Raw genomic sequence first — 13,083 nt, forward strand, 5'->3', positions numbered from 1 at the left:
GCAATGCCCCAGTCTCCCGCGAAACTGGTTACGAACGGGAAACGACGAGGCGACGCACAGCGCAGCCGTCGACCGGAGCAGGAAAGAAGGAGAGCCCTATGCAGACGAACATTCGCTGGATCGCCTCGGCGAAGGCCTCGGCCCGGACGCTGGATATCCAGTTTCCCTGGGAGCGCGGTGCGCGCCGTGCCGCCTGGATTGCCCATCGGGACGGCGGTGTGGATGTGCGGCAGGCATTGAGCGCCTGATATCGCGGCGAGGTCCGCTGTCACAGGCCGGATTCGGGAGCGCCGTGCACAGCCTCGACCGGATCCAAAATGTGGCAATGTCGTCGCCTCCTTCGAAACATAACTCGGCCGGAAACCGGATTGGCCCAGAGGCTTCATCTATCGGGGCAACCTCTTTGACACTCCGTTGAACCGGCGAACATTGTCGAACTCGAAACAGGAACTTCTGCATACTGGTGGGGACCGGCAGAAGCGACCGACCGAAAGGATCGATTGCTTGGAACGGCACCAACATGGCGTCGCAATGACCGCCACGGATCAGAGCGGCCGGAAGGCCGAAACCACGAACAGGCCCGTTCGTTCGGACTGGCAGACTCGCCGCGTTGCGCCGGTCACGCGCCGCTACGAGATCGCGTTTCTCAGCCCCGATGGTCTGATTGATTCCTTCACACGCGTGGCCCCCGCTCTGCCTGTATTCGAGGAGGCCTTCTCCGCCTTCGGGCGCGGCGCGCTGATTGCGACCGAGTTCGGGGCGATTGCCGTCGAGGACCTCCAGCCGGGCATCCGGATCGAAACGGCGAGCAACGGGCTCATGCCCCTGCAATGGATCGGGTCGATGACGCTCTACCCGTCCAGCAGCGGAGATCGCGGCAGCGAACCCGCTCGCCTCATCCGGATCGCAACCGAAGCCTTTGGCCCGGACCGGCCCCTGCCCGACCTCGTGATCGGCGCCCCGGCGCGCCTGCTCTACCGCAACTCGGGCTGTCTCTCCGCGCTCGGCACATCGCAGGCCTTCGTGCCGGCCGATGCCTTTGTCGACAGCCTCAGCGTGATCGAAGTCACGCCCGTCGCCCCCGTGCGCGTGTTCCACCTCGGGCTGGCCGGACAGCAGATCGTCAAGGCCAACGGCCTGGAGTTGGAGAGCTTCCATCCCGGCCCACAATTCCAGACCAGGATGGACCGCAACACGCTGGCACTCTATCTCAGCCTGTTCCCGCACACCGTAGGGCCGGAGGGATTCGGCTCGCTGGGAGTGCCGCGCCTGAGCCGCGAAGAATTCGAAGCCCTGCACGACGGGTGACGATCCGTCAGCCTCGGCCAATATAGGGCATCTTTGTCGCCATCAGCGTCATGAACTGAACATTCGCATGGAGCGGCAACGACGCCATCTGGAGCACTGCGTCGGCAACATGCTCAACCTCGAAGGTCTCGGGCGGCGCCTCGCCCAGCCGCCGCGCCCGCTCGGTCACTTCCTGCATGATGTCGGTGAGCGCGTTGCCGATGTCGATCTGCCCGCAGGCAATATCGAACGGCCGGCCATCGAGCGAGATCTGCCGGGTCAGCCCGGTGATCGCATGTTTCGTGGCCGTATAGGGCGCAGCCCCCTCGCGCGGCACATGGGCCGAAATCGACCCGTTGTTGATGATCCGCCCGCCCTGCGGATCCTGCCGGCGCATCTGGCCAAAGGCCGCGCGGGCAGCGACGAACATGCCGGTCAGGTTAACCTCGACGGCGCGTCGCCAATCCTCGATCGGGACCTCGTCGATCGGCGCCTGGGGCGTGAAGAGCCCCGCGTTGTTGAACAGCGCGTCGATCCGACCGGTGGAGGCGGCGAGCCTTTCGAAGGCTTGCGCCACCTGCTCCGGCTCGGTGATGTCGCCACACAGGACGTGGGCGTTTGCGTGCTCTTCGGCGACGGCCTCCAACGCCTCCTTGCGACGGGCGAAGAGCCCGACCTGCCAGCCCGCTTCGAGAAACCGGCGCGCAGTCGCCGCGCCGATGCCGCTCGACGCGCCCGTGATCATGATGGTGCGGCTCATGTCGCCTCCTCCTGCTTCAATGCCAGTGGCCTGGCCGCCACCGTCAGATCGCTCGTCCCGAGCGTCTCCTTCGGGCGGCCCAGTCGGTATCGCGTCACCCAGATCAGCGTTTCCTCTGCGCGCGTGATCGCCACGTAGGCAAGGCGCTTCCAGAGTGGCTGCCCCGCCTCGACCCGACCCGCCCGCGCCGCGCTATAGAGATCTGGCGCGAAAACCTGCACTGCGGGCCATTGCGAGCCCTGCGCCTTGTGGATTGTCACAGCCGCCCCATGGAGAAACGCCGCCCCCATGTTCGCGGCGAAGGGAATGAAAGGCTCCTCCTCGTCCGGCTTCTCGATCTTGATGATGGAGGCCGCGGACAGGCGTGGATCCTCGGCCCCGAGCACATGCAGCAACGAGAATCCGGGCTTGCGGCCCGGCCCGAGGTAGACGACCTGCGCACCCTTGATCAGCCCGCGCGCCTCGAGATCGAGGCGGCGCTTGCGGTGCTTGAGCGGCAGCTCGATTCCGTCGCAGATCAGCGGCTCGCCCGGCAGCAGGCTGTTCTCCGGCGCGCCGTGGGCGGAGCGGAAAGCCTGGATCAGGCGCACCCGGGTCGCGTTGCGCCAGACGAGGACCGGCGAGCGCGCCATAAGATCAGAGTCCACGCGCTGGCCGATCTGAACCCTGTCATCGTCCCGCGCGGCATCCTCGACCATGCGTTCGAACTGTTCGAAATCGAGATCCGGGTCGGCCAGCGCATGGGCGAGATCGAGAATCGGGTTGTCGCCTGCCTGCCGGTGGACCCGGTGCAGCACGAGCTTGCGCTCCTCGGGGAGCGTCTCGAAGGCCATCGCGCCGGAGGAATTGACTGGCGCGAGCTGGGCCGGGTCGCCGAACAGGACCAGCGTCGGGAAAATCTCGCGCAGATCGTCGAGCTGGCGGGCGTCCAGCATGGAGCTTTCATCGATGAAGCCGATGTCGAGCGGCTCCTCGCGCCGCTTCCAGCCTGTGATGAAATCCGAACCGCGCAACCCTGCTGCGGCCATCGCGCCGGGGATCGACTTGTTGGCCTGGTAAAAGGCGAACGCCCGGTCGAGCGCGGCATCGGTCAGCCCCTCGACCTCCGGCCTTTCGCCTTGCCCGGCCAGCCATTCGGCGATGCGCTCGTACTCCGGGTCGTAAACCGGCGTGTAGAGGATGCGGTGAATCGTGGTCGCCGGCACGCCGCGGCTGCGCAGCACGCTCGCGGCCTTGTTGGTCGGGGCCAGGATCGCGAGCGTGCGCCGGTCCTTGCGCCGCCGTCCTTCCCAATCGCCGGAGACGATATCCACGCCGGCCGTCTCGAGTTCCTGGGCGAGACGCGCTAGCAGGAGGGTCTTGCCCGACCCGGCCTTCCCGACGATCGCAAGCGCGCCCGTCTCTCTCTCGGTTCGCGGGCTCAGGCTCTCGTTCACGAGGTCCACGCCCGCCGCGGCCAACAACTCGGCCACGCGGTCCCAGGCTTCGGCCTGGTCGTCGGAAAGTGTGAGATCGGGCACGGACATGGCGCGACCCTACAGGCCGCGCCATGGAGGTTCCAGATATCGCGAACGCGAGGCCGCCGGTTGCGGCGAGTACGTCAGGCGATGGCCGCCAGTTCGATCGGCTTCGGTTCGGGACGATTGAAGGACCGGTTAAACCAGCGCAGGGAGGTGTCCCTGTCGATGCGGAGCCGTCCAAGCGTCGGTGCCCAGGCATCGGGCTTCATTTCCCAGAGGCCGACGCCGATCCGGTCCTTACCCTCGCCCGCGCTGCCAATCACGTCGGGATCGACGTGATACAGGCGGTAGATACGCTCCATACGCGGATCGAAGACGCCACAGAAATGCTCCAGCTTGAAATTGTCCATCAGTTCCCCGCCACCAAGCACGAGGGCAGCCGCCGCCCGACGGTCCGCACGGGGCGAGATGCAGAAGCGGGTGCATTCCCAGATCAGCGGCGATTCGATCTTCACGCCGTCCATCAGGTGCGAGAAGTGCTCGTTGATCATCGTTCGCCCGACGGTCGGCAAAAAACGCATCGACCCGCCATGGGTACCGTCTTCCAGTTCCCATATCACATAAAGAGGGTTGAGAACGTCATATTGATCGCGCTCTTCCCCGTCTTCGTTAACGTTTACTTCCAATCCAAGCCGGCGGCTGAATTGCTCGGCGCGGTCCTGGAACATTGTGTCGCGGAGGGTGGGGAAGTGATTCAGTGCATTTCCGTAGATGTAACGCAGCATGACGAGAGGCTCCTTTCCGTCTGATAGGGAAAGGATTGTCGAAAGATAGTTAACAGACCCCTACACCGGACCGGGTTGTAGCTACCTGAGTTCAGGAATTCGGCAAAATAATGGCGATCAAACGACGATCAGGCCCCGGCTGAGGGCCCGTGCGACCGCGTGGGTGGTGTTGAGTGCCCCAAGTTTGTGCCGTGCAGCCTCGATATACACGCGGAGCGTGTGCTCGGAGATTTCCATCTCCTGCGCTGCCTGAGCACGACTCAGTCCCTTGGCAAGATAGGTCATCGCCGCGAGCTCCCGGGGAGAGAGGCTGGGCGAAGGCGCCGAATCGCCCCCCTGCTCGAACTCGAGCGCCTTCTTGTTGAATTCGTGGGCGATGATGATCAGGTCTCTCATGTTGAGATCGACGAACGCCGCCCAGGCGTCGTCGTCGCAGCTATGAGAGGCCGTGAACAGGGCGAACTGCCCCGCGGGCCCGCGGATGGGAATGCTCAGACCTTGGTTACCCAACCCGTAGTCGATCGCTTCGCGCAGAAAGGATCGCGCAGCGCGGCTCGACCAGTCCAGCTCTTTCCAGTCGACCGGATTGAAGCGCTGAAGGCAGCCTAGAATCACCGGGTCCATGCGGAGATAATCCTTCTCCACATAGCGATCGACCCAGACCTGGCTATAAGTTCCCGCGCCAAACCGCTCACCGGCCGAGTTGACCCAGTGATAGACGATATGGGCGATCTGATAATGGGTGCGCAGTTGTTCTGTCGCAGCCTGAAGGTGACTCACGTCGGCAGCTTCCTGAAGGAATTCACACAGAGCTTCGAGCTTCTCCTCCATCTTCGACCGACTTCAACTCCTTCGGTTGCCGAGTCGCCGGCCTGCAGGCGGACGATGCAAATCTCAACTCGGCTTCAGCAACACGCTCTGCCTCGTCCAGTTGCGCGGCCAGCGCCTTCAGGTCGTGAGCGCGGGCGTAGGTCCCCAGGTCGGCAAGTACATCCAGTATCCAGGAATGTGTCATATCAGAACCCCTCCCGGGGGCATCAGCAAAATGTCCGAACAACCCTAGCACGAGTGCAGCTGTTGCATAATTCACGGCTTTGGCCTCCCCATATCTGGCGAGGCCGAGCGCGCTAAACGCTTTGTTTCATTAATTTCCTTACATTCTACCAACATGAGTGACCTTGGGGAGCCACTGGCCATGCAGCTGGGCGTTACCGGCCATGCGTTCGCTCGCAGAAGTTGTCAGCTTCGCGACAGGAAGGAGACTTCGCGCAGTTTTCGGAAGGATCCCGGGACAATTCGACGCGCCAGCGCACCGTGCGACGTCGCGGTTTCGGGACGATGATCGGCGCTTCCGCAGCAAATCAAAACTCCCGCCGGCCTAGACGGGCTGACGGGAGTCCTCGCAATCTTCTTCAGGATCTAGCGGCGCGCAGCCAGAGCGTCCTCGAAGGTCCGAAGCCCGGTTCGGGGGGCTTGCACCAGAACGGCCATGTTCCCCGGCTTGTGCTCGTTGCGATACATCTTGATGTGCGCCTGCGGGATCTCGTCCCACGGGAACACTTCCGACATGCAGGGGTCGATACGGCGTTCAACCATCAGGCGGTTTGCTGCTGCAGCCTGCTTGAGATGCGCGAAATGCGAGCCCTGCAGGCGCTTCTGATGCATCCACATGTAACGGACGTCAAAGGTACAGTTGAAGCCTGTGGTGCCGGCACAGATCACGACCATGCCGCCCTTCTTGCAAACGAAGGTCGAGACGGGGAAGGTTGCCTCTCCGGGATGTTCGAACACCATGTCGACGTTGACGCCCTTGCCGGTAATTTCCCAGATCGCCTTGCCGAACTTCCGGACCTCCTTGAACCAGGCAGCGTATTCCGGCGTGTTCACCTTCGGCAGTTGCCCCCAGCAGTCGAATTCCTTGCGGTTGATCACGCCCTTGGCGCCGAGCCCCATCACGAATTCGCGCTTGTCCTCTCCGGAAATGACTCCGATCGCGTTGCCGCCTGCTGCATTGATCAGCTGTATGGCAAAGGACCCAAGGCCACCCGAGGCGCCCCAGACAAGGACATTCTGGCCGGGCTTGAGTTCGTGCGGATGGTGGCCGAACAGCATCCGGTAGGCGGTGGCCAGCGTCAGCGTGTAGCAGGCGCTCTCCTCCCAGGTCAGGTGCTGCGGCCGCGGCAGCAATTGCTGCGCCTGCACGTTGGTGAACTGCGCAAAGGAGCCGTCCGGCGTCTCGTAGCCCCAGATCCGCTGGCTGGGCGAATACATCGGATCGCCGCCATTGCACTCCTCGTCATCGCCGTCGTCCTGGTTGCAGTGGATGACGACTTCGTCCCCAACCTTCCAGTTCCTCACCTTGTCGCCGACAGCCCAGACGATACCCGAGGCATCGGAGCCGGCGATATGATACGGTGCGCCATGCCCGTCGAAGGGACTGATCGGCACGCCCAGGCCTGCCCAGATGCCATTGTAGTTGACCCCGGCCGCCATCACGAGAACGAGGACTTCGTGGCTGTCGAGCGTGGGTGTGTCGACGACTTCCACCTGGAACGACTTGTCGGGTTCACCATGGCGTTCGCGCCGGATCGCCCAAGCGTACATCTTTGGCGGCACGTAGCCCATCGGAGGCATTTCGCCGATCTCGTAGAGCTCCTTCTCAGGGGCGTCGTAGGTTGCGTGGGTCATATCATCCAGGGCCATCCAAGCCTCCTTGATCCGAGTTGCCGCATTGCAGAATCGCAGCGGATTGAAAGCGTTGATACGAACACGCTAGCAACATTGCAATCCTATATTGCTTCATTTTGAAATTTTATGTCTCATGGATTGGCAACCTTCGTCCGGTCATTAGCTTTTCAACGGGATTCGTTCACGCTGCGCATGCATTGCTCCCAAGCGTCGCGCGCCGCGCCGCAGCGAATTGACAGGGGCACATTGTTTCGCATATCACCGCCTGAACGGAATTTTGTTGCCCACCAATGAGTCGCGAGGCCCTCCGATGTCCGAGACGAAGAAAGATCGCCCCTGGCTGTTCCGCACCTACGCCGGGCATTCCACCGCAAGCGCCTCCAACGCGCTCTACCGGACAAACCTCGCCAAGGGGCAGACCGGCCTTTCGGTGGCCTTCGACCTGCCGACCCAGACCGGATACGACAGCGACCACCAGCTCGCGCGCGGCGAGGTTGGCAAAGTCGGCGTGCCGATCTCCCACCTCGGAGACATGCGAACCCTGTTCGACCAGATCCCACTGGAACAAATGAACACTTCGATGACGATCAACGCGACCGCGCCTTGGCTCCTCGCTCTCTATGTCGCCGTGGCCGAGGAACAGGGCGCTGAGATCGCCAAGCTCCAGGGAACGGTGCAAAACGACATCATCAAGGAATACCTGTCGCGCGGCACTTACATCTGCCCGCCGAAACCATCGCTGAAACTGATCACCGATGTCGCGGAATATTGCTATCGGGAGATCCCCAAGTGGAACCCGATGAACGTCTGCTCCTACCACCTGCAGGAAGCCGGGGCGACGCCCGAGCAGGAACTGGCCTTCGCACTTGCCACGGCGCAGGCGGTGCTCGACGGGCTGAAGGACAAGGTGGCGGAGGACGACTTCCCGAAACTGGTCGGGCGCATTTCCTTCTTCGTCAACGCCGGCATCCGCTTCGTCACCGAGATGTGCAAGATGCGCGCCTTCGTCGACCTGTGGGACGAGATCTGCCGCGACCGCTACGACGTCGAGGACCCGAAATACCGCCGCTTCCGCTATGGCGTTCAGGTCAACTCCCTGGGCCTGACCGAACAGCAGCCTGAGAACAATGTCTATCGCATCCTGATCGAGATGCTTGCGGTGACTTTGTCAAAAAAGGCGCGCGCCCGCGCCGTGCAGCTTCCCGCCTGGAACGAGGCGCTCGGGCTGCCCCGCCCCTGGGACCAGCAATGGTCGCTCCGAATGCAGCAGATCATGGCCTATGAAACCGACCTGCTGGAATACGACGACCTTTTCGACAACAACCCCGCGGTCGAGGCGAAGGTCGCACATCTCAAGGACGGCGCCCGCGCCGAACTTGCCAACCTCGAAAGCATGGGCGGCGCGATCGGCGCAATCGAATACATGAAATCGCAGCTGGTGAATTCCAACGCCGACCGGCTGAACCACATCGAGAAGGGCGAGACAGTCGTCGTCGGCGTCAACCGCTGGACCGAAGGCGAACCGTCGCCGCTGGTGGACGAGGAGGGCGGCATCATGGTCGTCGACCCGGCCATGGAACAAGATCAGATCGATCGGCTGGAAGCCTGGCGGGCCGGGCGCGATGCCGAGGCCGTTCGCAATGCGTTGAAGGATCTGTCTGCCGCCGCCCGGAATGGCGACAACGTCATGGGCCCGTCTATCGCTGCAGCAAAGGCGGGCGTCACCACCGGCGAATGGGCCGGTGTCATGCGCGAGGTCTTTGGCCAGTACCGCGGCCCGACCGGGGTGTCCCGCTCGGTCTCAAACAAGACGGAAGGCCTCGAGGAGATCCGCGCGGCAGTCGATGCCGCCTCCGACCGTCTCGGTCGCCGGCTCAAGTTCCTGATGGGAAAACCGGGGCTCGACGGTCATTCCAATGGCGCTGAACAGATCGCTTTCCGGGCCCGCGATTGCGGAATGGAGATCGATTACGAGGGGATTCGCCTGACGCCCGACGAAATCGTGTCTGCCGCCAAACGCGAAGCGCCTCACGTCCTCGGGCTGTCGATCCTGTCAGGCAGCCATGTTCCGCTTATGTCCGATCTTATGCAGAAATTGCAGGAAGCCGGGCTGACCCACATTCCCGTGATCGTCGGCGGAATCATTCCCGAGGAGGACGCAAAAAGACTCAGGGCCATGGGCGTTTCGCGGGTCTACACGCCGAAGGACTTCGAACTTAACGTGATCATGAAGGATATCGTCACGCTCGCGGCACCTCCGGAAATCGCCGCGCAATAGACTTTTGGACAGTTGACTGCACATAGGTGTTATCACGAATTGAAATCTTCCGATTTCGGTGTATTTAATAAAAAAACTTGAATTGGGAGATACCAATGTCGATCGATCTTTCCAACTTGTCCCGCGCGGAGTTGGAACAGTTGGCCAAGGACGTGCAGACGGCAATCGCCGATCTCGCCAAACGTGAACGCAAGCTGGCGCTCGAAGCGCTTGAAAAGACGGCAAGCGAACATGGGTTCAAACTCGAGGAACTGACCGGCGCTGCCGGGAAGATGCTTGCCGCAGTCGGCGCGAAGGGCAAATCGAAAAACCCGCCGAAATATCGCAACCCCGAAGAACCGTCCCAGACATGGACCGGGCGGGGCCGTAAACCGGCCTGGATCAAGGACGCCGAAGATGCCGGCGTAGATCTGTCTACATTCGAGATCTGATCGAACGTTCAGAAAAACAAGGAATAACGGGTCGCTTCAGGCGGCCCGTTTCGACTGGAGGCGAGGATGACGATTCACATCGGGGCGAAGCCGGGCGAGATTGCCGAAACGGTCCTGCTTCCGGGGGATCCCTATCGTGCGAAATGGGCAGCCGAGACATTTCTCGACGATCCGGTTTGCGTAAACCAGGTCCGCGGAATGCTGGGCTTCACCGGAACCTGGAAAGGCAACCGGGTTACCATTCACGGTTCCGGCATGGGAATGCCGTCCCTTTCCATCTACGCCAACGAACTGATTCGCAATTACGGCGCCCAAACCCTGATCCGGATCGGCTCAGCCGGAGCCATGCAGGAGCGAATCAACGTGCGTGATGTCGTTCTGGCGATGACGTCGACGACGCTTTCGACGCCCTCTTCCGGAATATTCCGCGAACTGAACTTCGCGCCCTGCGCCGACTGGTCCCTGCTGTCGGCGGCCGCCGCAGCCGCAGAAGCCAAGGGCGTGACGACCCACGTGGGCGGAATCTACTCCTCCGACTGCTTCTATGACGAACGGCCTGACCTGAACGAACAGATGACCCGGCACGGTGTCCTCGCCGTCGAGATGGAAGCGGCAGAGCTCTACACGGTCGCCGCGCGCTACAACCGGCGCGCGCTGGCCGTTCTCACGGTCAGCGATCATCTGCTGACCGGCGCAGCCCTGCCGAGCGAGGATCGCGAGCGCAGCTTCGGCGACATGGTCGAGATCGCGCTACAGGCAGCTTTCGCCTGACCCGGCCCCTTCCGCCTGGACCAGCTTGTCCGGGCGGCCATCGCGGGGTAATCGCTGCGCATGGCCAAGCTCTACTTCCACTACTCCACGATGAACGCGGGCAAGTCGACGATCCTGCTCCAGGCATCGTACAACTATCGCGAACGCGGCATGGAAACCTATCTGCTGACCGCCGGGGTGGACACCCGGGCTGGCGTTGGCCGGATCGGGTCTCGCATCGGGATTGACGCCGAGGCGGATGTCTTCGGCCCGGAGGACGACCTCTTCGAGACCATATCGCGCCGCCTCGATGCCGGCCCAGTCGCCTGCGTCTTTCTGGACGAGGCGCAGTTCCTGTCCGAGACGCAGGTGTGGCAGCTGACCCGGGTCGTTGACGATCTGCGTGTGCCAATCATGTGCTACGGCCTGCGGGTGGATTTCATGGGCAAGCTCTTCCCCGGCTCCGCCGCCCTGCTGGCCCTGGCGGACGAGATGCGCGAAGTCCGCACGATCTGTCATTGCGGGAAGAAGGCGACGATGGTCGCCCGTATGGGGCCAGACGGCCGTGCCCTGCGCGATGGCGCCCAGGTGCAGATCGGCGGCAACGAGACCTATGTGTCGCTGTGCCGCCGCCACTGGCGCGAGGCCGTGGGCGGCATCCCCGTCACTGCACCAGAAACCGCAGACCCTGCGTGACATCCGTGCGCACGGCCAGCCGCAGCGAAGGCTCGTCGCCCGCACGCAGCGCCGCGATGATCAACTTGTGGTGGTAGGGCGCTTCCTGCCTATTGAGCTTGTCATAGAACATGCCCATCGTCGGGCCGAGCTGCAGCCAGACCGTCTCCGCCATCGCCAGCATCGCCGGCGCCTGTGCGCGCAGGTAGAGGGTGCGATGGAATTCCAGATTGGTCCGGATATAGGCCGGCGCCGACCTCAGGACACCGGAATCCTCGATCGAGTTGTTGATGGTCTGCAAACGCTCGATCAGGGCCATGTGGGCGCGCGGCAGGGCGCGCGATGAAAGCTCCGGCTCCAGCAGCGCCCGCAGCGCCGCCAATTCCTCGATCCGTTCGTTTGTCAGCTCCGGCGTGGACACCCGTCCGGAGGCGGACAGGGTCAGCGCACCTTCGGCCACCAGCCGTCGCAGCGCCTCCCGAACCGGGGTCATCGAGACCCCGAATTCCTTCGCGATCCCGCGCAGGGTAAGCGCCTGCCCCGGAAGCATCTCGCCGTGCATGATCCGCGTCCGCATGATCCGATACAGCCGATCATGCACAGCCGAGGTCGGCGCGAAGGTGGCTGGGCCGTCTGCGGTGCGGGTGGCGGGAAGCATCTTCAAATGTGAGCACGCGGTTGAAGGGCGGTCAATCGCCGAAGCGATAGCGATGCAGCGCCTCGCCATTCTCCCGCAGCCAGGCCCGATCCGCCTCGTACTCCGGCCAGAGCCGTTTGACCGTGGCCCAGAATCGCGGCCCGTGGTTCATGTGGGCCAGATGCGCGACCTCGTGCGCCGCGACATAGCTCAGCACCCGCGGCGGCGCGAGAATCAGCCGCCAGGAATACATCAGCGCGCCGTCGGCCGAGCAGGAGCCCCACCGGGAGCGCGTGTCCCGCAGGGTGATCCGCGTGTAGGGCCGGCCGAGCGCCCGAGCGAAACGATCCGAATCGGCCGCAAGCCGATCCCGGGCCAGCGATTTCAGAACGCCGGCCACGGCCGCGGGCACCGATGCCGCGCGCGGCGAGACCTCAATCCGCCCTTCTTCGGGGCGAACCGCCCCTCTCGCCCCATGCGCGACCGTCAACCAGGCCCCCTCGACCGGCAGCACAGCGCCCAGATCGGCGACAATCTCGTCAGGCCGTTCGATAAGTTTCGCGCGGACCCATGCCGCCTTTTCCCGTGCAAACTGCAACGCCTTGGACTCCGGCGCGTGGCTCGGCATGGTCAGCGTCACGCGCCCGTCGAGCCGCGACACGCGCAGCGAATACCGACGCGCACGCGCGGATTTTCGCAGGACCAGCCGCACCGGCGGGTCTCCCGGCAGATAATGTTCGCTCAACGCGCCGCCTCCGCTACCGCCTCGACTCTTTGAGTTTGACAGGCTCGGGGACCTGTGGCATCGGGCTTCATTCAATTTATCGCCTACAGCTGAAGGACCATGCGATGCCCAAGGAAGAATGGGGAGTCAAGCGCCTCTGCCCGACAACGGGGAAGCGGTTCTATGATCTCGGCCGGACCCCGATCGTAAGCCCGTACACGGGCGAGATCGTCAACCTCGAGACCAACAGCAAGTCGCGCGTCCAGATCAAGGACGCCAAGGAAAAGGCCAGCCCGGCCGAAGACGACGTGCTGATCGATGATGATGCCGACGTGCTGGACGACGATGACGACACCGATGTCGATCTCGGTGACGACGTTCTGGACGATGATGCCGACGAGGACGACGTGTCGCTCGACGATATCGCTGACGTCGGATCTGACGACGACGATTCCTGAAAAAGTCGGTTCGGGGAGTTCACTTTCTTCTTGAACTCCCCAGAGCGGGTGAATACACACCGCGCTACCGGGGCCATAGCTCAGTTGGGAGAGCGCTTGCATGGCATGCAAGAGGTCAGGGGTTCGACTCCCCTTGGCTCCACCAAATCG

14 protein-coding genes and 1 tRNA gene are annotated in these 13,083 nt (G+C 63.1%); 8 read left to right on the forward strand and 7 right to left on the reverse strand.

Going from position 1 to position 13,083, the window contains the following annotated elements:
- The first annotated feature begins 98 nt into the window (after positions 1 to 98).
- Together ACFQ2S_RS00710 and ACFQ2S_RS00715 are read left to right on the forward strand one after the other, a co-directional pair.
- Positions 99 to 248 (forward strand): hypothetical protein, encoded by a 150-nt coding sequence (locus ACFQ2S_RS00710; RefSeq protein ID WP_386071881.1) that lies wholly within the window; start codon positions 99 to 101, stop codon positions 246 to 248.
- A gap of 283 nt (positions 249 to 531) precedes the next feature.
- Positions 532 to 1,308 carry a Hint domain-containing protein gene (locus ACFQ2S_RS00715; protein WP_386071883.1) on the forward strand — a complete coding sequence of 259 codons (777 nt, stop codon included), beginning with the start codon at positions 532 to 534 and terminating at the stop codon, positions 1,306 to 1,308.
- Between the two features lie 7 nt (positions 1,309 to 1,315).
- Here ACFQ2S_RS00715 and ACFQ2S_RS00720 read toward each other — a convergent pair whose 3' ends face one another.
- The 5 genes from ACFQ2S_RS00720 to ccrA form a co-directional block, all read right to left on the reverse strand.
- Positions 1,316 to 2,047 (reverse strand): SDR family oxidoreductase, encoded by a 732-nt coding sequence (locus ACFQ2S_RS00720; protein ID WP_386071885.1) that lies wholly within the window; start codon positions 2,045 to 2,047, stop codon positions 1,316 to 1,318.
- Complete coding sequence (locus ACFQ2S_RS00725; protein ID WP_386071886.1) at positions 2,044 to 3,573, reverse strand: ATP-dependent DNA helicase; 1,530 nt, start codon at positions 3,571 to 3,573, stop codon at positions 2,044 to 2,046. Before ACFQ2S_RS00725 ends, ACFQ2S_RS00720 begins: the two co-directional genes overlap by 4 nt.
- Positions 3,574 to 3,647: 74 nt before the next feature.
- Positions 3,648 to 4,292 carry an acyl-homoserine-lactone synthase gene (locus ACFQ2S_RS00730; RefSeq protein ID WP_386071888.1) on the reverse strand — a complete coding sequence of 215 codons (645 nt, stop codon included), beginning with the start codon at positions 4,290 to 4,292 and terminating at the stop codon, positions 3,648 to 3,650.
- A gap of 117 nt (positions 4,293 to 4,409) precedes the next feature.
- Positions 4,410 to 5,123: a helix-turn-helix transcriptional regulator gene (locus ACFQ2S_RS00735; protein WP_386071890.1), complete on the reverse strand. Its 714-nt coding sequence runs from the start codon at positions 5,121 to 5,123 to the stop codon at positions 4,410 to 4,412.
- Positions 5,124 to 5,711: 588 nt separating this feature from the next.
- Complete coding sequence (ccrA, locus tag ACFQ2S_RS00740; RefSeq protein ID WP_386071892.1) at positions 5,712 to 6,995, reverse strand: crotonyl-CoA carboxylase/reductase; 1,284 nt, start codon at positions 6,993 to 6,995, stop codon at positions 5,712 to 5,714.
- 295 nt (positions 6,996 to 7,290) lie between these two features.
- On the opposite strand from ccrA, the gene ACFQ2S_RS00745 reads away from it, so the two are divergent.
- The 4 genes from ACFQ2S_RS00745 (at position 7,291) to ACFQ2S_RS00760 (ending at position 11,135) form a co-directional block, all read left to right on the forward strand.
- Positions 7,291 to 9,258 carry a methylmalonyl-CoA mutase family protein gene (locus tag ACFQ2S_RS00745; protein WP_386071893.1) on the forward strand — a complete coding sequence of 656 codons (1,968 nt, stop codon included), beginning with the start codon at positions 7,291 to 7,293 and terminating at the stop codon, positions 9,256 to 9,258.
- A gap of 95 nt (positions 9,259 to 9,353) precedes the next feature.
- Positions 9,354 to 9,689 carry an H-NS histone family protein gene (locus ACFQ2S_RS00750; RefSeq protein WP_386071895.1) on the forward strand — a complete coding sequence of 112 codons (336 nt, stop codon included), beginning with the start codon at positions 9,354 to 9,356 and terminating at the stop codon, positions 9,687 to 9,689.
- Between the two features lie 66 nt (positions 9,690 to 9,755).
- Complete coding sequence (gene deoD, locus ACFQ2S_RS00755) at positions 9,756 to 10,460, forward strand: purine-nucleoside phosphorylase (protein ID WP_386071896.1); 705 nt, start codon at positions 9,756 to 9,758, stop codon at positions 10,458 to 10,460.
- Between the two features lie 60 nt (positions 10,461 to 10,520).
- The gene (locus ACFQ2S_RS00760; protein WP_386071897.1) at positions 10,521 to 11,135 is read left to right on the forward strand and encodes a thymidine kinase; all 615 of its coding nucleotides are present in this window, start codon (positions 10,521 to 10,523) and stop codon (positions 11,133 to 11,135) included.
- Here the strand turns inward: ACFQ2S_RS00760 and ACFQ2S_RS00765 are convergent.
- Positions 11,104 to 11,772, reverse strand: coding sequence for a GntR family transcriptional regulator (locus ACFQ2S_RS00765; protein WP_386071898.1), 669 nt, complete (start codon positions 11,770 to 11,772; stop codon positions 11,104 to 11,106). The two genes, ACFQ2S_RS00760 and ACFQ2S_RS00765, sit on opposite strands and share 32 nt — an antisense overlap.
- 31 nt (positions 11,773 to 11,803) lie before the next feature.
- Entirely contained in the window at positions 11,804 to 12,496 is a 693-nt protein-coding gene (locus ACFQ2S_RS00770; RefSeq protein WP_386071900.1) for a M48 family metallopeptidase, read from the reverse strand.
- Positions 12,497 to 12,600: 104 nt separating this feature from the next.
- Between ACFQ2S_RS00770 and ACFQ2S_RS00775 the strand changes: the two genes are divergently transcribed.
- Together ACFQ2S_RS00775 and ACFQ2S_RS00780 are read left to right on the forward strand one after the other, a co-directional pair.
- Positions 12,601 to 12,933 carry a TIGR02300 family protein gene (locus tag ACFQ2S_RS00775; RefSeq protein ID WP_386071901.1) on the forward strand — a complete coding sequence of 111 codons (333 nt, stop codon included), beginning with the start codon at positions 12,601 to 12,603 and terminating at the stop codon, positions 12,931 to 12,933.
- A gap of 69 nt (positions 12,934 to 13,002) precedes the next feature.
- Positions 13,003 to 13,078, forward strand: a tRNA-Ala gene (locus ACFQ2S_RS00780).
- The last annotated feature ends 5 nt before the right edge of the window (positions 13,079 to 13,083 follow it).

The organism is Tropicimonas aquimaris (genome assembly GCF_042676185.1).
In the GTDB taxonomy this organism is placed as follows: Bacteria; Pseudomonadota; Alphaproteobacteria; order Rhodobacterales; family Rhodobacteraceae; genus Tropicimonas; species Tropicimonas aquimaris.

Bases quoted from the DNA above. Each gene is read 5' to 3' on its own strand.
- ACFQ2S_RS00760 (WP_386071897.1), top strand. From the start codon at position 10,521: ATGGCCAAGCTCTACTTCCACTACTCCACGATGAACGCGGGCAAGTCG.
- ACFQ2S_RS00710 (WP_386071881.1), top strand. From the start codon at position 99: ATGCAGACGAACATTCGCTGGATCGCCTCGGCGAAGGCCTCGGCCCGG.
- ACFQ2S_RS00765 (WP_386071898.1), bottom strand. From the start codon at position 11,772: ATGCTTCCCGCCACCCGCACCGCAGACGGCCCAGCCACCTTCGCGCCG.
- ACFQ2S_RS00730 (WP_386071888.1), bottom strand. From the start codon at position 4,292: ATGCTGCGTTACATCTACGGAAATGCACTGAATCACTTCCCCACCCTC.
- ACFQ2S_RS00750 (WP_386071895.1), top strand. From the start codon at position 9,354: ATGTCGATCGATCTTTCCAACTTGTCCCGCGCGGAGTTGGAACAGTTG.
- ACFQ2S_RS00735 (WP_386071890.1), bottom strand. From the start codon at position 5,123: ATGGAGGAGAAGCTCGAAGCTCTGTGTGAATTCCTTCAGGAAGCTGCC.
- ACFQ2S_RS00720 (WP_386071885.1), bottom strand. From the start codon at position 2,047: ATGAGCCGCACCATCATGATCACGGGCGCGTCGAGCGGCATCGGCGCG.
- ACFQ2S_RS00745 (WP_386071893.1), top strand. From the start codon at position 7,291: ATGTCCGAGACGAAGAAAGATCGCCCCTGGCTGTTCCGCACCTACGCC.
- ACFQ2S_RS00775 (WP_386071901.1), top strand. From the start codon at position 12,601: ATGCCCAAGGAAGAATGGGGAGTCAAGCGCCTCTGCCCGACAACGGGG.
- ccrA (WP_386071892.1), bottom strand. From the start codon at position 6,995: ATGGCCCTGGATGATATGACCCACGCAACCTACGACGCCCCTGAGAAG.
- ACFQ2S_RS00715 (WP_386071883.1), top strand. From the start codon at position 532: ATGACCGCCACGGATCAGAGCGGCCGGAAGGCCGAAACCACGAACAGG.
- deoD (WP_386071896.1), top strand. From the start codon at position 9,756: ATGACGATTCACATCGGGGCGAAGCCGGGCGAGATTGCCGAAACGGTC.
- ACFQ2S_RS00725 (WP_386071886.1), bottom strand. From the start codon at position 3,573: ATGTCCGTGCCCGATCTCACACTTTCCGACGACCAGGCCGAAGCCTGG.